The organism is Streptococcus sanguinis, assembly GCF_013343115.1.
GTDB lineage: Bacteria > Bacillota > Bacilli > Lactobacillales > Streptococcaceae > Streptococcus > Streptococcus sanguinis_H.
In genome coordinates this window covers 49,908-68,904 of the sequence record NZ_CP054570.1, presented here as the reverse complement: position 1 = coordinate 68,904, position 18,997 = coordinate 49,908, and the positions used below count along the sequence as shown (strand labels likewise).

19 protein-coding genes are annotated in these 18,997 nt (G+C 44.7%); all 19 read right to left on the bottom strand.

What is annotated here, in order from left to right:
• Positions 1 to 34 precede the first annotated feature (34 nt).
• Positions 35 to 799: an amino acid ABC transporter ATP-binding protein gene (locus tag FOC72_RS00350; RefSeq protein ID WP_002893844.1), complete on the bottom strand. Its 765-nt coding sequence runs from the start codon at positions 797 to 799 to the stop codon at positions 35 to 37.
• 12 nt (positions 800 to 811) lie between these two features.
• Positions 812 to 1,498 carry an amino acid ABC transporter permease gene (locus FOC72_RS00345; protein WP_002893845.1) on the bottom strand — a complete coding sequence of 229 codons (687 nt, stop codon included), beginning with the start codon at positions 1,496 to 1,498 and terminating at the stop codon, positions 812 to 814.
• A gap of 3 nt (positions 1,499 to 1,501) precedes the next feature.
• The gene (locus FOC72_RS00340; RefSeq protein ID WP_002893846.1) at positions 1,502 to 2,194 is read right to left on the bottom strand and encodes an amino acid ABC transporter permease; all 693 of its coding nucleotides are present in this window, start codon (positions 2,192 to 2,194) and stop codon (positions 1,502 to 1,504) included.
• A 199-nt stretch (positions 2,195 to 2,393) separates the two neighbouring features.
• On the bottom strand, positions 2,394 to 3,278 hold the full coding sequence (locus FOC72_RS00335) for a transporter substrate-binding domain-containing protein (RefSeq protein WP_002893848.1): 885 nt from the start codon (positions 3,276 to 3,278) through the stop codon (positions 2,394 to 2,396).
• A gap of 15 nt (positions 3,279 to 3,293) precedes the next feature.
• Positions 3,294 to 4,295, bottom strand: a complete 1,002-nt coding sequence (locus FOC72_RS00330) for a uroporphyrinogen decarboxylase family protein (RefSeq protein ID WP_002893849.1) — start codon at positions 4,293 to 4,295, stop codon at positions 3,294 to 3,296.
• Between the two features lie 89 nt (positions 4,296 to 4,384).
• Positions 4,385 to 4,585 carry a hypothetical protein gene (locus FOC72_RS00325; RefSeq protein ID WP_002893853.1) on the bottom strand — a complete coding sequence of 67 codons (201 nt, stop codon included), beginning with the start codon at positions 4,583 to 4,585 and terminating at the stop codon, positions 4,385 to 4,387.
• A gap of 55 nt (positions 4,586 to 4,640) precedes the next feature.
• Positions 4,641 to 5,687 (bottom strand): uroporphyrinogen decarboxylase family protein, encoded by a 1,047-nt coding sequence (locus tag FOC72_RS00320; protein WP_002893854.1) that lies wholly within the window; start codon positions 5,685 to 5,687, stop codon positions 4,641 to 4,643.
• A gap of 212 nt (positions 5,688 to 5,899) precedes the next feature.
• Positions 5,900 to 6,949 carry an LLM class flavin-dependent oxidoreductase gene (locus FOC72_RS00315; protein ID WP_002893856.1) on the bottom strand — a complete coding sequence of 350 codons (1,050 nt, stop codon included), beginning with the start codon at positions 6,947 to 6,949 and terminating at the stop codon, positions 5,900 to 5,902.
• A 230-nt stretch (positions 6,950 to 7,179) separates the two neighbouring features.
• Positions 7,180 to 8,991, bottom strand: coding sequence for a glutamine--fructose-6-phosphate transaminase (isomerizing) (gene glmS / locus FOC72_RS00310; RefSeq protein ID WP_002893858.1), 1,812 nt, complete (start codon positions 8,989 to 8,991; stop codon positions 7,180 to 7,182).
• 355 nt (positions 8,992 to 9,346) lie between these two features.
• Positions 9,347 to 10,354 (bottom strand): type I glyceraldehyde-3-phosphate dehydrogenase, encoded by a 1,008-nt coding sequence (gene gap, locus FOC72_RS00305; RefSeq protein WP_002893859.1) that lies wholly within the window; start codon positions 10,352 to 10,354, stop codon positions 9,347 to 9,349.
• A gap of 321 nt (positions 10,355 to 10,675) precedes the next feature.
• On the bottom strand, positions 10,676 to 12,757 hold the full coding sequence (gene fusA / locus FOC72_RS00300) for an elongation factor G (protein WP_002893862.1): 2,082 nt from the start codon (positions 12,755 to 12,757) through the stop codon (positions 10,676 to 10,678).
• A gap of 243 nt (positions 12,758 to 13,000) precedes the next feature.
• Positions 13,001 to 13,471 (bottom strand): 30S ribosomal protein S7, encoded by a 471-nt coding sequence (rpsG, locus tag FOC72_RS00295; RefSeq protein WP_002893865.1) that lies wholly within the window; start codon positions 13,469 to 13,471, stop codon positions 13,001 to 13,003.
• 19 nt (positions 13,472 to 13,490) lie between these two features.
• Positions 13,491 to 13,904, bottom strand: a complete 414-nt coding sequence (rpsL, locus tag FOC72_RS00290) for a 30S ribosomal protein S12 (RefSeq protein WP_002893867.1) — start codon at positions 13,902 to 13,904, stop codon at positions 13,491 to 13,493.
• Positions 13,905 to 14,119: 215 nt separating this feature from the next.
• Entirely contained in the window at positions 14,120 to 14,584 is a 465-nt protein-coding gene (locus FOC72_RS00285; RefSeq protein WP_002893869.1) for a hypothetical protein, read from the bottom strand.
• A 21-nt stretch (positions 14,585 to 14,605) separates the two neighbouring features.
• The gene (purR, locus tag FOC72_RS00280) at positions 14,606 to 15,421 is read right to left on the bottom strand and encodes a pur operon repressor (protein ID WP_032905583.1); all 816 of its coding nucleotides are present in this window, start codon (positions 15,419 to 15,421) and stop codon (positions 14,606 to 14,608) included.
• A gap of 92 nt (positions 15,422 to 15,513) precedes the next feature.
• Entirely contained in the window at positions 15,514 to 16,458 is a 945-nt protein-coding gene (locus tag FOC72_RS00275; protein ID WP_002893873.1) for a 3'-5' exoribonuclease YhaM family protein, read from the bottom strand.
• Entirely contained in the window at positions 16,448 to 17,704 is a 1,257-nt protein-coding gene (locus FOC72_RS00270; RefSeq protein ID WP_002893875.1) for a DNA recombination protein RmuC, read from the bottom strand. Before FOC72_RS00270 ends, FOC72_RS00275 begins: the two co-directional genes overlap by 11 nt.
• A 1-nt stretch (position 17,705) precedes the next feature.
• The gene (locus FOC72_RS00265; protein WP_002893877.1) at positions 17,706 to 18,338 is read right to left on the bottom strand and encodes a thiamine diphosphokinase; all 633 of its coding nucleotides are present in this window, start codon (positions 18,336 to 18,338) and stop codon (positions 17,706 to 17,708) included.
• Entirely contained in the window at positions 18,331 to 18,990 is a 660-nt protein-coding gene (gene rpe / locus FOC72_RS00260; RefSeq protein ID WP_002893879.1) for a ribulose-phosphate 3-epimerase, read from the bottom strand. Before rpe ends, FOC72_RS00265 begins: the two co-directional genes overlap by 8 nt.
• Positions 18,991 to 18,997 lie beyond the last annotated feature (7 nt).

Genomic DNA, 18,997 nt, shown 5'->3' with positions numbered 1-18,997 from the left:
TTTTATAATAAAAATCTGGACATAATCCAGATTTTTAAATCATATACTCTACACTATAGCTGGCATCGGACAGAATGCGGGACAGAAACTGTTGGGTCCGCTCTTCCTTTGGACTGCTGAAGAATTCCTGAGGAGGGTTTTCTTCGATGATGTGACCTCCGTCCATAAATATGACATGGTTGGCCACATCACGGGCAAAGCTCATCTCGTGGGTCACAACGACCATGGTCACTCCCTCCTGAGCCAACTGCTTCATGACACTGAGGACTTCGCCGACCAGTTCCGGATCTAGAGCCGAAGTTGGTTCATCCAGCAGGATGACATCTGGCTTAACAGCAATGGCACGGGCAATCCCTATCCGCTGCTGCTGGCCGCCTGATAGCTGCGAAGGATAGTAGTCCTTGTAGGCCAAGAGTCCCACGCGCTTCAAGGACTCTTCCGCAATCTTAAGCGCTTCTTCCCTCGGTATCTTACGAGCGATCACTAAGCCCTCTAAGATATTTTCAAGGGCAGTTTTATTGGCAAAGAGATTATAATGCTGGAAGACAAAGGCTGTCTTTCTACGAATTTCCAAAATCTCCTTTTTGCTGAGTTTAGCCAAATCATAGTCCTTACCAGACAAAGTCTGCTGGCCGCTATCCGCTTTTTCTAAGTGATTCAGACAGCGCAGAAATGTTGTTTTCCCAGAGCCTGAGGGTCCCAGAATAACCACAACGTCACCTTGATTGACCTTGAGACTGACATCTGCCAGCACCTGGTGCTCTCCAAATCGTTTGGAGATATGTTTTACTTCTAACATAATCTTTCCTTCCTAAGCAAGAGCGTAGCGTTTTTCCAAGCCCCTAAAAATCCACTGAATCAAGCCACAAATAATGAGATAAATAACAAAAATCACCAGATAAGACTCTGAATATTGGTAAGAATGGGAGGCTTCTATCTTAGCCAGGGCTGTGATATCCTTGACTGTCATGACAAATACCAGCGAGGTTCCCTTGACTAGATTGATAACTAGATTGGCCAGATTGGGCAGGGCAGAGCGCAATGCCTGAGGAAAAACAATTCTCCGATAGGCTTGAAAATTCGTTAAACCAATCGCTTGAGCCGCTTCTAACTGTCCTTTATCCACCGTCAAAATGGCAGAGCGCAGAATTTCCGATAAACTGCCTGTCGTCATCAGGCTATAGATGATGAAAGCATAGTAAAGCGGATTGAACTTAAAGACGTCTACCTGACTGCCCAGACTTTTAAAAATTTGATTCAGTAAGCTAGGAAAAAGACTGTAGAAAAAGAGAATGAGCAAAATGGGAGGCGTCGCCCGAATAAAGGCCAGATAAACCACTGAAAAAGTCCGAACACCCCGAACTTTATAAATCTGTCCCAGAGCTAGAAGCAGAGCCGGAATAAAGCTGAGCAGAATAGCCACCACCATAATGATCAGGGTTACTGGTATGCCTTTCAAAGTAACCAGAAAGGTGTTTACAATATAATTCAAATCCATGCTTTACCTCTCCTTGACTGTCAGACTTTTTTCCAGAAGCTGGGAAGCCAGCGAAACCACTAGGGCAATCCCCCAGTAAATCAAGGCCACCGCTGTATAGGTTTCTAGGGAATAATTGCCCAGATTACGACTGATAAGATTTTGCCCTGCTCCCATGACATCCACTGCCCCAATCGTATAAGCCAGCGCAGCATCCCTCATGAGATTAAGAAGGGCAGTAGTCAGATTGGGCAGGGCGATGCGAAACGCCTGTGGCAGGACGATGCGCAGAAAAGTCTGCGCCGGTGTCAAGCCAATACTGAGACCTGCCTCAGTCTGCCCCTTGGGAACAGCAAGATAAGCTGCCTTGAAGACTTCCGCAATCATGGCCGCAAAGAGCAGAATCATGGTGATGATGACAAAAACAGTCCGCGACCAATTATTGATATCCAGCCCCAGCCACCATTCTAAAAACTCTGGAATGCCATAAAAAACCAAGAAAAGTAAGACAATAGGCGGTGTACATCTAAGGATAAATATATATCCTCTAGCTAGGCCAGCAAAAGACTGCTCCTCAGAAATCTGAGCCCAAGCCAATAGACCACCCAGCAAGGAGCCAATCAAAGCTGTCACAAACATAATCCATAAAGTGGTCGGCAGAGCCTGCAGCAGACTAGGCAGCAGACCAAAGACACGGGATAAGTCATACGAGACCATAATTTTCTTCTCCTTCGACAGTGATTAGATAGAATAAGCTTCTCTTGGACGGGCACTTTCAGCTTGGAGCAGCCAAGCTCTCGCCTAGCTACCTTCTTTGAAAATCCTTTCAAACAGCATCAAGGTCAGCTCGAGACTCTCCAGTTCTGTACTCAGCCAGCTTCTCAGTCAGCCTTTGATTATCGGCAGACAGCAGCCACTAATCCTTGTCCACATAAGAGAAGACATCTTCTCCGAAATACTTTTCAGATAGTTTAGCCAGGGTTCCGTCTTTTTCCAGTTCCTTAATTGCCTTCTCATATGCCTTGGCAAATTCTTCATTTTTTTCGTTTTTATGAAGCAGTGGATAGGTCGGAATCCCCTTGTAAGGGAACCAAGTCAGTTGATCCGCATACTGGTGGTAAGAACCTTCCTTGTCCGTCACAGCTTTTTCAAATGACAGCTTGATGTCAAAGAAAGCATCGTAGCGTCCTTCCAGAACCCAAGCATAAGCATCAGCCACCTTGAAGGACTCTGCTGCAGTCAAATCAATAGGAGCTCCGCTATGCTTTTTGTTATACTCTTCGATAACGGCCCATTGAGCATTCTGCGGAGAGATTGGTACCAGCTTGCCCTTTTCCTTGGCAAAGTCATCAATGGTCTTGTATTTTTCAGCGTCTTCCTTGCGAATAGTGAAACCGATAATGCTAGCGCCGATTGGGCTTTTTGGAATGATGAACTTCTTCGCCCGCTCTTCGGTGTACCAGGCTCCCTTGGTTCCGATGTCATATTTCCCAGATTCCAGACCGACTAAAAGATCCTCATCACTAGTACCAGTATATTCAAACTGATAGTCTGGCAGCTTTTCATCAATGGCCTTGAGAACAGCAACCTCATAGCCATCTGACTCGCCCTTTTCATCCACAAAGTCATAAGGAACATAGTTCTGTGTATGTGCCACTTTCAAAGTCGTGACCTTGCCGCTGCCTGATGCAGAGCTGCTCGTCTTGCTAGATGAAGCACCTGTCAAAGTCCGGCCCAAGTAAGTCGCAGCTACAATAGCAATCACTGCTGCTCCACCAATAATCCATTTTTTCTTGCTCATTCTTTCGTCTCCTTCTTATGTTAAGCTTGCTGCTTGGCGAACCCACTGAATCCGCTCTGCTTCAATATCGCTTGGAATAGTACAGTCAGCCCCGATAATCAAAGCTTCCTTGCCAGCTCCTGCTATCAGCCGCTTGGTCTCATCTTGAATAGCCGCTTGACTGCCCGTGTAGAGCAGGCCGTCCTTGCCATTTTCAAAGCCACCAAGGACAGTCCGACCGCCAAATAATTTTCGTCCCTCCGCTAGGCTGATACCTTCTGGCCCCACTGCCCAGTTGATGACCTGAGCTGGATAATCTGTGAAAAGATGAACATCATTTCGCGCGCCTTCGTAACCGCAAATGTGCAGGATATTCACTCCGCCAGCCGCGTTGGCTGCTTCCAGCACCGCCAATTCACTAGGTGCAATAAAAGCCTTATAGTCTTCAGGCGACACCCGTGCATCCTGAATGCTCTGAACGCTGAGGTAGATTCCATCCGCACCAGCTTCCTTGATAATCCGCTCCGTCAGAGCTGCAATATCTTGAGCAATCACATCCAGCACCCGCTTCGTGAGCACTGCATTCTCTGCCAGGAAATCTGCAATGATATCATCCCCTCCGGCAACCTTGCCGACCAACCATTTGAAGTAGGTCACTGGCGCAAAAATATTGTAAATAGCGACCAAGTCCTCTGTAAAGCTAGCCCTAATCTTCTGAACCAGCTCCACCTGCTCACTAATCCAAGGGTGGTCAGCACCTAGCGGCTCAATATCTGCCAAGACTTTGATAGATTGGACTTTTTTCAAGCGTTCGTTAGGATAAGCAAAATAACCATCACTCATCAGCTTGATAAAGTCTGGCTTGACTTTTGCCAGAAAAGCTTGATGACCAGCCAGATTTTTATCAATAATGGCCTGATTTCCAAAACCAGCCAGCCACTCATCCTCGCTGGTAAAATGATGCCAGAAACCAACTGGCACTCGGTCAACGGGCTCTCCTCTGAAAGCCTTCAGTACTAATTCTCTTTTTGAAGTCATCTTCTCTCCTTTTTTAAATCGTTCCTATCTAAACAATGAGTTGTTTTTTAGCTTTCTCATAGAGCTAATCTAACTTTTTAGTAAAAATTCTAATCCGACAAGAGCAGGGCAGCGATATCATTGGGCTGCATCAAGCCAGTTGACTGATCTGGTAATTTCTTGAGCACCTGCAAATCATCTTCTTTTTTGTCTGAAGACTGATGAGCATAAATCTGACTGATGCTCAGAAAGGTTCCTATTATCAAGAATATCAGAGCAAGAGCTGCAAGCCTTTTTTGATACCGATTCATCTATCTCCCTCCTTGAAAGAGTTGAAAAATGCTCTTTAGAACTTTGGCAATTCCATCAGAACTGACTAGCTGCCTGACGAATCCAGTCCAGTCTTTCTACTTCGAAATCATCTGGTACAGTGCAGTCAGCCCCTAGAATCACTCCCTGACTGCCAGTTTCAGCCAGCAGTTGCTTGGTCTCAGCCTCTAATTCTGCACGACTGCTTGTATTTAGAAGAGCTGCTCTGCCATTTTCAAAGCCGCCCAGGACAGTCTGACCGCCAAAGAGCTTGCGCCCTTCCGCTAAACTGACCCCCTCATGATGGGTTGCCCAGTTAAACACTTGAGCCGGATAGTCCTTGAACAGTTCCAAATCATTGCTGGCCCCTTCAAAGCCGCAGATGTGGAGAATATTCTGACCGCCAGCCGCATTGGCCGCTTCCAGAACCTTGACCGTACTAGGCTCAATATAACTACGATAACTAGCCGCATCTACCCGGCCGTCTTGGATTTGCTGTGTACTGAGATAAATCCCCTCAGTGCCCGCTTCCTCAATGATACGTCTAGTCAAAATAGCAATATCGCCGGCAATGACATCCAAAACTTGTCCTGTCAGCTCGGGATTCTCTGCTAAAAAATCTGCAATTTCTCTATCTCCTCGTGACCCTTCCCTGCGGAACCAGCGCTTGAGATAGGTGACCGGCGCAAAGATATTGTAGAAGGAAGCGAGGTCCTCCGGATAGCTTGCCTTTACAGCCTTCACCATCTCAATCTGCTGCTCGATCCAAGGATGATACTCGCCGATAGACTGGATTTCTGCCAAGTCCCGAATGGACTCAATATGATCCGAATAAAGCGCGCTAGGATACTTAAAGAAACCATCGCTCATAATCTTGACAAAGTCTGGCCGTGCAGCCCGAACATAAGCAGCATGCCCCTCAACACTTTTATTGAAAATCACTGGATTATCTAGGCCCAGCATCTTTTCCTCTTGGCTTACAAAGTGAAACCAAAATCCAACAGGCACTCGGTCAACTTCTTCACCCCGAAAAGCTCTCAGCACTAATTCTTTCTTGCTGACCATTACTTCCTCCTTCTTTGAATTTGTAATATATCTTACCATCCTCTCTTTCTCCTGGGAAATATATTTTCCCTATCAGCCTGATTAAAAATATTTATCAAAGCAAAATAAAAAAGCTAGACTAAGCTAGCTTTTTCAAGGCTTTTCAGACTCTGCTGAATAACCTTATTTTTTGTACCCTTTTTAGATAAGTACCATATATATTTTCTATGGATGAGATAGGTAATTTTTATCAAAAAACTGCTACTCCGATCTTACTTACCCTTGGCCGCAAAATACTCCCGCACGAGCGGTGCAACCTTGGTGCCAAAGAGTTCGATAGACTGGAGAACCTGCTCATGCGGAAGCGATCCCAACGGCAGATGCAGCATGAAGCGGTCCAGTCCCAGCTCCTCTATCATCTTGATCAATTTCTGAGCGACCTTTTCAGGGCTACCGACAAACATGGCCCCCTCTGGTCCTACCTGATCTAGGTATTGCTCATAGGTCATCTCCCGCCAGTGAGGGCGGTCCTTAGAGATAGCGTCCACTACCTGCTTGGTCGGATGGAAGTAAGTCCGGACCGCCTCCTCATTATCCTCCATGACCCAGCCCCAAGAGTGGGCAGCGATCTTCAACTTTTCATCTGAGTGGCCACTTTCCTGCCCAATCCGGCGATACGCATCCAGCAGGGGCTTGAAGCGCTTAGGCTGTCCACCGATAATGGCATACGCAATAGGTAGGCCCTTCTGGGCGACCTTAATGGTGGACTCGACACTGCCCCCCGTCGCTACCCAAACTGGCAATGTTTCTTGCACCGCCCGTGGGTAGACTTCCCGATTGTCAATAGTCTGCGTCAGCTTGCCCTTCCAATTTAGCCGAGTCTCGGCACTAGCATAGAGGAGCAGGTCCAGCTTTTCATCAAAAAGCTCTTCATAATCCTTCAAGTCATAGCCAAAAAGCGGAAAGGACTCGATAAAAGAGCCACGGCCAGCCATGACCTCTGCTCTGCCATTTGACAAAGCATCAATAGTCGCATACTGCTGGTAGACTCGGATAGGATCCAAGCTCGACAGGACACTGACAGCACTGGTCAAGCGAATCTTCTCCGTCTTGATTGCACCAGCCGCCAGCACAATCTCCGGCGTAGAGACCGCAAAGTCCTCCCTGTGATGCTCTCCAATACCATACACGTCCAGCCCCACCTTGTCTGCCAGTTCAATCTCTGCTACCAGCTGCCGAATCCGCTCATCATGAGTATAGGTCTGCCCTGTCCCCTCCAGCGGCGTTGTCTCTCCAAAAGTAGAAATACCTAATTCCACCATGTTTTTGTCCTCCTGATATTTAAGATAAAAATATTTTATAACTAATTAGTGATATATACAAAAATGATGCTCATCCTATTTGTCCATCTGTATGAAATAGGATGACTGTCGTCAGCATGGCTTTGCCATGGTCGAAAGAGACTTCCAAAGAGCATCGTCACCAAAATACCATACCAAAAGCCCCAGAAAAATCTGAGGCTTAGTATTATTATCAAGATTCGTTAGAAAGCTTATTCTACAGTGACAGACTTAGCCAGATTACGCGGTTTGTCTACATCCAGACCACGGTGCAAGGTTGCAAAGTAAGCAATGAGCTGTGTCGGTACCACCATAGAGATTGGTGACAGGTATGGGTGAACCTGATTGAGTACGATATCGTCACCTTCTTTACCCACATTCTCCTCAGCAATAGTCAGCACCTTGGCACCCCGAGCTACGACTTCTGAAATATTGCCTCGTGTATGACTAGCCAAGACTTCATCAGAAAGCAAGGCCAAAACTGGTGTCCCGTCTTCAATCAGAGAGATCGTACCGTGTTTGAGCTCACCAGCCGCGAAACCTTCACACTGGATATAAGAAATTTCTTTGAGTTTTAGGCTGGCTTCCATCGCCACATAGTAGTCTTGACCACGGCCGATATAGAATGCATTGCGGGTCGTTTCCAGAAGGCCACGGACTTTATTGTCAATCAACTCCTTTTCTGACAAAGTGGACTCAATAGACTGCGCAACTATGGACAGCTCGTGAACCAAGTCAAAGGCTGCCGCTTTTTCAGAAGCATTGGCATCGCCAACAGCTTTAGCCAAGAAGGCCAAGGTTGCGATTTGAGCTGTATAGGCCTTAGTAGAAGCAACCGCAATCTCAGGACCTGCATGCAGCAGCATGGTATGATTGGCTTCCCGAGAAAGCGTAGAACCTGGAACATTGGTCACGGTCAAACTTGGAATACCCATCTGATTCGCCTTGACTAAGACCTGACGGCTGTCAGCTGTTTCACCAGATTGGCTGATAAAGATAAAGAGAGGCTTCTTGCTAAGGAGCGGCATGGCATAGCCCCACTCAGAAGCAATGCCCAGTTCAACAGGTGTATCCGTCAGCTCTTCCAGCATACGCTTAGAAGCATAGCCAGCATGGTAAGAAGTTCCAGCTGCAAGGATATAGAGACGGTCAGCTTCCTGAACAGCCTTGACAATATCTGCATCTACTGATACTTGCCCCTTATCATTTGTATAAGCGCTGATTAGCTTACGCATCACAGTTGGCTGCTCATCGATTTCCTTGAGCATATAGTATGGATAAGTTCCCTTACCAATATCGGACAAGTCAAGCTCAGCTGTATAGCTTTCACGCTCCAGAGTATTCCCATCATAATCCTGTACTTCCACACTGTCTTTACGGACAATAACCAGCTCTTGATCATGAATTTCCATAAACTGATTCGTCTCACGAATCATGGCCATGGCATCTGAACAGACCATATTGTAGCCATCACCCAGTCCAACTAGAAGAGGTGATTTATTTTTAGCAACATAGATAACATCTGCATCTTCTGAGTCCACCAAAGCAAAGGCATAAGAACCACGGATAATGTGAAGAGCTTTTTTAAAGGCTTCTAAAAGAGACAAGCCTTCTTCTTCAGCAAATTTGCCAATCAGATGCACAGCAATCTCTGTATCTGTCTGCCCCTTGAAGTCATGACCAGCTAGATAAGTATTCTTAATATCAAGGTAGTTCTCAATTACACCATTATGAACCAAGACAAAACGGCCGGTCTGTGAAGTATGAGGATGGGCATTGTTTTCACTTGGTTTTCCATGAGTAGCCCAACGAGTATGTCCGATACCAGCAGTCCCAGCAACATCAATGCCAATTTTAGCATGTAGGTCAGCGATACGACCGACCGACTTGATCAGACTAGAAGTTTTCCCTGTTGTTACAAAAATTCCAGCTGAGTCATAACCTCGGTATTCCAGCTTTTCCAAGCCCTGCATCAAAATATCTGTTGCGTTGCGATTTCCGACAACTCCGACAATTCCACACATAACGTTACTTCTGATTTCCTATATTTTAGAAACCAGCCCTTCTTATTAAAAATTGGTATAGTCTTCTTGGAGTCCAAAAACTCCAATAAAGTTAGTATACACACAGTTTTTTAGTTTGTCAAGCATGAAATTGGTATAGTTTTCTTTAAGAAAAGTATGCTTAGCTTCTCTTACCGCAAAACAGCCCCTTGAAGCATTTAAAAAAATGGACAAATGTATCAGAACTGACTTTCCATGGGACTAATAAAAATTAGGAAATAGACCTATACATTCCCATAGCCCTGTCTTTGATGATTCTCACAAAACAGTGCACAGAAAAAGAGACTCAATTGAGCCCCTTTCTTCTACTATTGAATTATTTAGCGATTTTCGCGAAGTATTCAAGAGTACGTACAAGTTGTGCAGTGTATGACATTTCGTTGTCGTACCATGATACAACTTTAACCAATTGTTTGCCGTCAACATCAAGAACTTTAGTTTGAGTTGCGTCGAACAATGAACCGTAAGACATACCTACGATATCTGAAGATACGATTGGATCTTCTGTGTAACCGTATGATTCGTTAGCTGCTGCTTTCATAGCTGCGTTTACTTCATCAACTGTTACGTTCTTTTCAAGAACAGCAACCAATTCAGTAACTGATCCAGTTGGAGTTGGAACGCGTTGTGCAGATCCGTCCAATTTACCGTTCAATTCTGGGATAACCAAGCCGATAGCTTTAGCAGCACCAGTTGAGTTAGGAACGATGTTTGCAGCACCAGCGCGAGCACGACGAAGGTCACCACCACGGTGTGGTCCGTCAAGGATCATTTGGTCACCAGTGTAAGCGTGGATAGTAGTCATCAATCCTTCAACAACACCGAAGTTGTCTTGAAGCGCTTTAGCCATTGGAGCCAAGCAGTTTGTAGTACATGAAGCACCTGAGATAACTGTTTCAGTACCGTCAAGAACATCGTGGTTAGTGTTAAATACAACTGTCTTAACGTCATTTCCACCAGGAGCAGTGATAACAACTTTCTTAGCACCACCTTTAAGGTGTTTTTCAGCAGCATCTTTCTTAGCAAAGAAACCAGTTGCTTCAAGAACGATTTCTACACCGTCAGTAGCCCAGTCAATTTGTTCTGGGTCACGTTCAGCAGAAACTTTAACGAATTTACCGTTAACTTCGAATCCACCTTCTTTAACTTCAACAGTACCATCGAAACGACCTTGAGTTGTGTCGTATTTCAACAGGTGTGCAAGCATTACTGGATCTGTAAGGTCGTTGATGCGAGTAACTTCAACACCTTCTACGTTTTGGATACGACGGAAAGCAAGACGACCGATACGACCGAAACCGTTAATACCAACTTTAACTACCATTCGTGATTTCCTCCTTATGAAAATCAAAAAATTTTTATGTGAAAAGAGTAACTTGAGTTGCTACAAATCACCTTTCAACATTTCTATTATATACTTAATTGAGGTAAAATGCAACTGATTTCATTGTTATTAACAAGTATTATGAATTCTTTCACTAACTTTCATTTCGACTTTCATTGATTTGAAAAAGCAAAGCAGTATCTTTTGAAAATGTAGAAATACAACTTACAAAATCAATCATTTCCCCTTTTTATTGAGGAACGGTTCTATAAAAATAGAAAAAGCACCCGCGAACGCGAGTGCCAGGGTTCAGCTCAAAGCTTAAGCTTCACCTTTGTTTTTCTTAATGATTTCTTCTTGTACTGACTTAGGTACATCTTCGTAGTGGTCAAATACCATCATGAATGTACCGCGTCCTTGTGATGCTGAACGAAGAACTGTTGCATAACCGAACATTTCAGCAAGTGGCACATAAGCACGAACGATTTGGCTGTTACCATGCGCTTCCATACCATCAACACGTCCACGACGAGCTGTTACGTGACCCATAACGTCACCGAGGTTTTCTTCAGGAACAGTGATTGTTACCAACATCATTGGCTCAAGGATAGCAGGTTGTGCAGTCTTAGCAGCTTCTTTCAAAGCAAGTGATGCAGCAACCTTGAAGGCTGTTTCAGATGAGTCGACATCGTGGTATGAACCATCGTAAAGTTTAGCTTTCACGTCAACGATTGGGTAACCAGCAAGGACACCATTAGCCATTGACTCAACCAAACCTTTTTCTACCGCTGGAATGAATTCACGTGGAACCACACCACCGACGATAGCATTTTCAAACTCGAAGCCTTTTCCTTCTTCGTTTGGTGTAAACTCGATCCATACGTCACCGAATTGACCTTTACCACCAGATTGGCGTTTGAAGAATCCACGAGCTTGAGTAGAAGCACGGAAAGTTTCACGGTAAGATACTTGAGGAGCACCTACGTTTGCTTCAACCTTGAACTCACGACGCATACGGTCAACAAGGACATCCAAGTGAAGTTCACCCATACCAGAGATAACTGTTTCACCAGTTTCAACGTTTGTTTCAACGCGGAAAGTTGGATCTTCTTCAGCCAGTTTTTGCAGGGCAATACCCATCTTGTCTTGGTCAGCCTTAGACTTAGGCTCAACCATCAATTGGATAACTGGTTCTGGAACGTTGATAGACTCAAGGATGATTTTAGCTTTTTCATCAGTCAGTGAGTCACCAGTAGTTGTATCTTTCAAACCTACGGCAGCAGCGATATCACCAGCGTATACTGTTTCGATTTCGTTACGGCTGTTGGCATGCATTTGCAGGATACGTCCGATACGCTCACGTTTACCTTTAGAAGTGTTCAATACGTATGAACCGCTGTTCAAGACACCTGAGTAAACACGGAAGAAAGTCAAACGACCTACGAATGGGTCAGTCATAATCTTGAAGGCAAGAGCTGCAAATGGCTCTTCATCAGATGCAGGACGAGTTTCTTCTTCTTCAGTGTCTGGGTTGATACCTTTGATTGCTGGGATGTCAAGTGGGCTTGGCAAGTAGTCAATAACTGCATCAAGCATCAATTGAACACCTTTGTTCTTGAAGGCTGAACCACACAATACTGGGAAGAATTCAACGTTGATAGTCGCTTTACGGATACCAGCTTTCAATTCTTCGTTAGTGATTTCTTCACCTTCAAGGTATTTCATCATCAAGTCTTCATCAGTTTCCGCAACTGCTTCCACCAATTTTTCACGGTATTCTTGAGCTTGCTCAAGGTATTCAGCTGGGATATCTTCTTCCAAAATATCTGTACCAAGGTCGTTAGTATAGATTTCAGCCTTCATCTTGATCAAGTCGATAATTCCGCGGAAGTCATCTTCTGAACCAATTGGCAATTGGATTGGATGAGCATTTGCTTGAAGACGATCATGCAAAGTGCTTACTGAGTAAAGGAAGTCAGCACCAATCTTGTCCATCTTGTTAGCAAATACGATACGAGGAACTCCGTACTCAGTTGCTTGGCGCCAAACTGTTTCAGTTTGAGGCTCAACACCTGATTGTGAGTCAAGAACGGTAACCGCACCATCCAAGACACGAAGAGAACGTTGTACTTCGATTGTAAAGTCCACGTGTCCTGGTGTGTCGATGATGTTTACACGGTGGTTGTTCCATTGAGCAGTTGTCGCAGCAGATGTGATAGTGATACCACGCTCTTGCTCTTGCTCCATCCAGTCCATTTGTGACGCACCTTCGTGAGTTTCACCGATTTTGTGGATTTTACCAGTGTAGTAAAGAATACGCTCAGTTGTTGTTGTTTTACCAGCATCGACGTGGGCCATGATACCGATATTACGAGTTTTTTCAAGTGAAAATTCGCGAGCCATTTGGTTATTTCTCCTATTAATTTATTTTACAGTTTATTATAACATTATTTAGCAAAAACGGATAGGCAGGACCTACCCGTTCTCAATGCTTATCTTGTTTTTGTTGGTCTCAACTTGTGAGACAATCAGTTGAATTATAGCTAAGAGCTGACTGAGCTCAATTGAACTCGGGCTAAAAGCTCGGAAAATAGATAAACTTTCCTAATTTTCAGTCGCTTTTTTAACGCCCTTAGTATCTTATTCTTACCAACGGAAGTGTGCGAAGGCACGGTTAGCTTCTGCCATACGGTGAGTGTCTTCACGTTTCTTAACAGCTGCACCAGTGTTGTTAGATGCATCCAAGATTTCTTTTGCAAGGCGGTCAACCATTGTGTGCTCACCACGTTGACGAGCAATAGTTACCAACCAGCGAAGTCCAAGTGTTGTACGACGTTCTGGACGAACTTCAACCGGAACTTGGTAGTTTGAACCACCGACACGGCGAGCACGAACTTCAAGTACAGGCATGATGTTTTCCATAGCTGTTTCAAATACTTCCAGCGCATCGTTTCCAGTTGCTTCTTTGATTTGGTCAAAAGCTCCGTAAACGATAGAAGCCGCTGTACCACGCTTACCATCAAGCATAACGCGGTTGATAAGACGAGTAACTAATTTTGAATTGTAAAGCGGATCTGGCAATACTTCGCGCTTAGGCGCTTGGTTTTTACGACTCATTTATCTTTCTCCCCTTTCCTTATGCTTTTGGTTTTTTAGTACCGTATTTAGAACGGCCTTGTTTACGATCAGTAACACCTGCTGTATCAAGTGCACCGCGGACGATATGGTAACGTACCCCTGGAAGGTCTTTTACACGTCCACCACGAAGAAGCACCACGCTGTGCTCTTGCAGGTTGTGTCCGATACCTGGGATGTAAGCTGTAACTTCAATCAAGTTGCTCAGACGTACACGGGCAAACTTACGAAGGGCAGAGTTCGGTTTTTTAGGTGTCATAGTTCCGACACGAGTTGCAACTCCACGTTTTTGTGGTGAAGATACGTTTGTTTGAACTTTTTTATGGCTGTTGTAACCAACGTTCAAAGCTGGTGATTTAGATTTTTCTACTTTTGATTTACGCGGTTTGCGAACCAATTGGTTAATTGTAGGCATCTACATTCTCCTGTATTTTTTTAATTTTGGTGATGATACACTTGGTGACAGCTACCATCTGCGTGTACTTTTGCAACATTTGTCAGCACGTCTCTGTACACTTTTGAGAGACCAAAAGTAAAAAGTACCGTCTATCATTATAGCACGACGATACTTTTGTGTCAATACATTTTTTCTATTTTAAGCTTATCTCTGCTTATTAGATTGCTGCCAACTTATTGCTGCGGCTGAGCTACTGCTTCTTCTGATGCAGCAGCTGGATTTTCATAAACACCAGCCTGAGCCCCTTCTGGGTCAATCAGGACAGCTATTGCATGAATACGGCTTTGGAATCTAGCCTTAGTAGCTGCATCCTTGACCTTCTCTGCTGCAGTCTTAGCTAGCTGCAAATCTTCCAAAGTTTGCATGGTTTCAAGCTGTTTAACTGCTGCTTCTCCGTCCTGAACTGCTTGCTCCTCTTCCTGAATTTCTTTTTCCTGTGCTTCTTTTTGCGCAGAAGACAGTTGTAAGGAAGAGCTGCTTGATGCGATGCTGGCAGCTGAACTAACAGAATTCCTGTTGGAATTAGACTGTCCCTGCACAAAAATCATGCCAGTAATTAGAATCCCAAATAAAATCGACAATACTCCTAAACGAATCCACAGCGGACTGTGGTCAAACTTTTCTAAAACTGTTTTCATCTATAATCTCCGCCCTTTTCCCTAATCAAATATATTTCCAATTTCCACATCAATGGTATTCGCCTTGACATCAATATTGGTTACTTTCAAGAGCGATTTATAGTCTAGATAATCGCGATTGGCCTGCGCATTGTCCGCAAAGACAGCTACACCTGCCAACTCAGAGTCAAACTCAGATAAGAGGCTAATCATCCCTGTAATGGTTCCCCCACCTTTGAGGAAGTCATCCACAATCAAGACGCGACTGCCAGCCTTGAGACTGCGCTTGGACAAGAACATCTTTTCAATACGATCTCCGCTGGAGCCCGATACGTAGTTGACACTGACCGTCGATCCTTCTGTAATCTTTAAATCCCGACGAACGATGACAAAAGGTACATTAAGTACGTTGGCTACTGCATTGGCCAAAGGTACACCCTTAGTCGCAACTGTCATGACCGCATCAATCTGTTGATCTTTAAAGCTCTTGGCAATAATTCGTCCGATATTATTCAAAATGGATGGGGTACTGAGCAGATCAGATAGGTAAATGTAGCCCCCCGGAAGAATCCGATTGCTTTCAGACAGCTGATCACAAAGACCTTGTACAATAGTCTTAGCTTCTGTATCGGAGATGGATGGGCTGAAAATCACTCCTCCACCGGCACCAGTAATCGTTTCGATAGTCCCAATTTCAATCTCTTCAAAGGCTCGCTTAATAATGACAATATCTTCTGAAATAGAAGATTTGGCAGATTCGTATTTCTCTGCAAATGTATTTAAGCTCGTTAATTCATAAGGATGGTTAATCAAATAATTGGAGATAACCACCATACGCTCACTTCTTCTTAATTTCATTTTTTCACCAATTAAAGTTATTTTATTCATTATACCATAACAGAAACAAAAAAACGAACATTCTTTTCCAAGTAATGTCCATTTTTCGTATTTTACTGTTCAAGTTTTGGTTTGTAGAAGGAACGGCCTTCAAGAGCGAATATTTTATTGCTCATTTCACCTGGATCTACAAGTCCTAAGGCAGCAGTCATCATCATCATCTCCGCATCCAGATTATCAATCATGTGCAGGATTTCTGCCTCCATAATCTTAGGCCGGACAGGACTGCCGTATTCCAAGAGACCGTGGTGACTGAGAAGCACATGCCGCAGGACGATAACCTCTTCCTTGCTATCATCAATTTTCAGCTCCATCAAGGTCTTGGTCAATTCTTCATCAATCAAAGCAATGTGACCAATCAGATTGCCTCGCACGGTGTACTCTGTATTTTCCGGACCGCTGAGCTCAATAACCTTGGCCAAGTCATGAAGCATGATCCCAGCAAAGAGCAAGCTTTTATTAAGCTGAGGATAAATGTCTCCGATAGCATCTGCCAGCTTGACCATAGTAGCGGTATGAAAGGCTAGGCCAGACTCAAAAGCATGGTGATTGGTCTTGGCAGCTGGATAAGAATAAAACTCCTTGTCGTACTTGCTATAAAGCGAGCGGACCACGCGCTGCCAGACCGAATTCTCAATCTTAAAAATCATCTGAGATAAATAATCTCGGATTTCTTTCTGGTCTACTGGCGGTTTTTCCTTGAAATCCGCTGGATCATTGGGCTCTCCAGCCTTAGGAAGACGCAGGGTCAGTTGATTTACCTGGGGCGTGTTATTGTAGACTTCCCGTCGACCTTGCATGTGCACGACCTTGCCAGCAGTGAATTCTTCAACATTATGTGGCTGCGCATCCCAGAGTTTGCCTTCAATTACCCCTGTATCGTCTTGGAAAGTGAAAGCCAGATAATTTTTCCCAGCCCTTGTCTGACGGACTTCTGCTGACTTGATCAGATAGAAACCTTCAAACAGTTCATCTTTTTTCATTTGATTAATCTTCATTGTTTTCCCTTTCTTCTGAAAAATCAAGTAAGTTCAAATCGAGGTCTTGGTCAGACAGCTCAATATGGCTTAAGGTTCTTTCGATAGCTCCTGTCCTACGGGTTAATAGTTCATCAATATTGCCCGAAGCATGCTGCAAATGTTTCTGTGCCTTGGTCAGAATTCCACCGAACTTGTTAAACTCGGATTTGACAGAACCCAGAACCTTGCTTATGTCGTCCGCACTTTTTTGGATATTGAGCGTTTTAAAGCCGACAGACAGTGAATTGAGCAAGGCAGATAAGGTCGACGGTCCCGCCACCACAATCTGCTCCTCCCGCCGCAAACTGTCAAAAAAGGCTGGGTTGCGGACAACTTCCGAATAGAGACCTTCCGTAGGCAGAAACATGATACCAAAGTTGGTCGTAGCCGGCGGTGCCAGATATTTACTTTTAATATCCTTGGCAAAACGTTTAACACTTGCTAAGAGAGACTTGCGATAGAGCTCAATCTCTTCCTTGCTGCCAGACTCATAAGCATCTTCCAAACGGTAGTAATCAGCCAGAGGAAACTTAGAATCAATGGGCAGATAGACATATTCATGCTCCGTCTGTCCCGGCAGTTTAATAGCATATTCGACACGCTCACTGGAGCCAGCCACCGTCACAAACTCTCGCTCATACTGACTGGCCGTCATAATGTCCTCGATAATCTGGCCTAGCTGAAGCTCCCCTAGAATCCCTCGTGTCTTGGTGTTGGAAAGGACCTTGTTCAGTGTGCCGACATCTCGGGCAACACTCTGCATTTCTCCTAGACCGCGATTAACAGACTCCAATTGCTTAGAAACAGTTTCAAAAGAAGTCTGAAGACGAGTCTGAAGTGTTTTCTCCAGTTTCTCTTCAACAGTCTGCCGCATCTGCTCTAGACGGGTTTCGTTGGACTCTTGGATCTGCCGCATACGCTCGTCAGTTTTATCCCGATTCTTGGTCAGGTTGTCACTGATTTCCAAGCGCAGCTCTGTCAAGTTGCGGTGCAAATCTGTCCTGACCTCGCTCAAACGGTCTCCCAGAGCTAATTCCAGCTCTTTCTGAGACATTTCCTTTTTCTGGCTTTCTTGCTCCAAGCGATAGTCCAACTGATCCGATAGATGATCTGCCTGATTTTCCAAGACTTGCTTTAGCGTCTCGGTCTGCTGACTAAGCTTTTGCCATAAAAGAAAGGTCAGCACTAGATTTCCCAAAAGAATGAGGATGATTATAAACTCCATATCAGCTCCTGTCTTTGCTGTAAATGACGACTGTATAGCCGCTATCAAAGTCCAAATAAATGGGCTTACCTATAAATTCGTTAGAAGCATACACTTTTTTGAAAAAAAAGTTATCTTTATTGAGCGGATATTTGGCGCCCTCAATTGTTAAGGCAGCATCATCCGACGGCAGAAAGGCTAGATAACGCATGCCAGCTACTGGTTTGATTTCATGGCGCCCCTTGGGAACATAGGTCAGCAGATTCTGTTCGTCTTCCAGAAAAATCTTCTCCATATAAGGTGCAATTTTTTCATTACTGGGCAGGAAGACATTGGCCAAGGCATGATCCAGACGGCCTCCAAAGGCGCCGAAAATGGTCAAACGGGCATCTGGATACCGTTCAAAACAAGCCAGAACAGCCAACTCCAGGTCTGTATCATCCTTTTCAGGATGGGCCTGAACGACTTCCTTGACCCTATCTTTTATGCGCAGCAATTCTTCCTTGCTCACAGAGTCAAAATCCCCTACAGCCAAGTCAGGACAAACTCCTTGCTCAAGCAGAAAGAGGCTCCCACGGTCTACTCCGACCAACACATCGAAATCCAAGCTAAAATGCTCCAAGCTTCCGCCAGCAAACAGCGCAACCTTAGTCATGCAGGGCATCCCGTAAGGTCTGAACTTGATGATTGACATCACCCTTGAAGACATAGCTGCCAGCCACGAAAACATTGGCACCAGCCTCTTTAGCAATTCCAATGGTCTTATCGTCAATACCGCCATCCACTTCAATATCAAAATTCAGCTGATTGACTTCGCGCAGAACGACCAGTTCACGAATCTTATCCATGGTTTCTGGCAGAAAGGCCTGACCGCCAAAGCCTGGATTAACTGTCATCACAAGGACTTGATCAACCAAATTCAAAACATTTTTGACTGCTTCAACTGGTGTTCCCGGATTAATCACAACACTAGGTTTGACTCCCGCTGCCCGAATCTTCTGCAGTGCTCCGTGGATATGAGGTGTCGCTTCGGCATGGATGCTGATAATATCTGCACCGGCACGAGCGAATTCTTCAATATGATGTTCAGGATTGGAAACCATCAGATGGCAATCAAAGACTAGCTTGCTGTGAGGACGCATACTGGCAACAACCCCAGCCCCAAAGCTGATATTGGGTACAAAATGACCATCCATAATATCAATATGGGCATACTCAGCGCCTGTTGCTTCTAACTTTTTCAGTTCTGATTCAAAATTAGCATAGTCCGCACTTAAGATTGAAGGGGCAATTTTGAATGAAGTCATAGTTCTT

Excerpts from the sequence above, each read along its gene's own strand:
- FOC72_RS00350 (WP_002893844.1), bottom strand. The coding sequence starts at position 799 with ATGTTAGAAGTAAAACATATCTCCAAACGATTTGGAGAGCACCAGGTG.
- FOC72_RS00345 (WP_002893845.1), bottom strand. The coding sequence starts at position 1,498 with ATGGATTTGAATTATATTGTAAACACCTTTCTGGTTACTTTGAAAGGC.
- FOC72_RS00340 (WP_002893846.1), bottom strand. The coding sequence starts at position 2,194 with ATGGTCTCGTATGACTTATCCCGTGTCTTTGGTCTGCTGCCTAGTCTG.
- FOC72_RS00335 (WP_002893848.1), bottom strand. The coding sequence starts at position 3,278 with ATGAGCAAGAAAAAATGGATTATTGGTGGAGCAGCAGTGATTGCTATT.
- FOC72_RS00330 (WP_002893849.1), bottom strand. The coding sequence starts at position 4,295 with ATGACTTCAAAAAGAGAATTAGTACTGAAGGCTTTCAGAGGAGAGCCC.
- FOC72_RS00325 (WP_002893853.1), bottom strand. The coding sequence starts at position 4,585 with ATGAATCGGTATCAAAAAAGGCTTGCAGCTCTTGCTCTGATATTCTTG.
- FOC72_RS00320 (WP_002893854.1), bottom strand. The coding sequence starts at position 5,687 with ATGGTAAGATATATTACAAATTCAAAGAAGGAGGAAGTAATGGTCAGC.
- FOC72_RS00315 (WP_002893856.1), bottom strand. The coding sequence starts at position 6,949 with ATGGTGGAATTAGGTATTTCTACTTTTGGAGAGACAACGCCGCTGGAG.
- glmS (WP_002893858.1), bottom strand. The coding sequence starts at position 8,991 with ATGTGTGGAATTGTCGGAGTTGTCGGAAATCGCAACGCAACAGATATT.
- gap (WP_002893859.1), bottom strand. The coding sequence starts at position 10,354 with ATGGTAGTTAAAGTTGGTATTAACGGTTTCGGTCGTATCGGTCGTCTT.
- fusA (WP_002893862.1), bottom strand. The coding sequence starts at position 12,757 with ATGGCTCGCGAATTTTCACTTGAAAAAACTCGTAATATCGGTATCATG.
- rpsG (WP_002893865.1), bottom strand. The coding sequence starts at position 13,471 with ATGAGTCGTAAAAACCAAGCGCCTAAGCGCGAAGTATTGCCAGATCCG.
- rpsL (WP_002893867.1), bottom strand. The coding sequence starts at position 13,904 with ATGCCTACAATTAACCAATTGGTTCGCAAACCGCGTAAATCAAAAGTA.
- FOC72_RS00285 (WP_002893869.1), bottom strand. The coding sequence starts at position 14,584 with ATGAAAACAGTTTTAGAAAAGTTTGACCACAGTCCGCTGTGGATTCGT.
- purR (WP_032905583.1), bottom strand. The coding sequence starts at position 15,421 with ATGAAATTAAGAAGAAGTGAGCGTATGGTGGTTATCTCCAATTATTTG.
- FOC72_RS00275 (WP_002893873.1), bottom strand. The coding sequence starts at position 16,458 with ATGAAGATTAATCAAATGAAAAAAGATGAACTGTTTGAAGGTTTCTAT.
- FOC72_RS00270 (WP_002893875.1), bottom strand. The coding sequence starts at position 17,704 with ATGGAGTTTATAATCATCCTCATTCTTTTGGGAAATCTAGTGCTGACC.
- FOC72_RS00265 (WP_002893877.1), bottom strand. The coding sequence starts at position 18,338 with ATGACTAAGGTTGCGCTGTTTGCTGGCGGAAGCTTGGAGCATTTTAGC.
- rpe (WP_002893879.1), bottom strand. The coding sequence starts at position 18,990 with ATGACTTCATTCAAAATTGCCCCTTCAATCTTAAGTGCGGACTATGCT.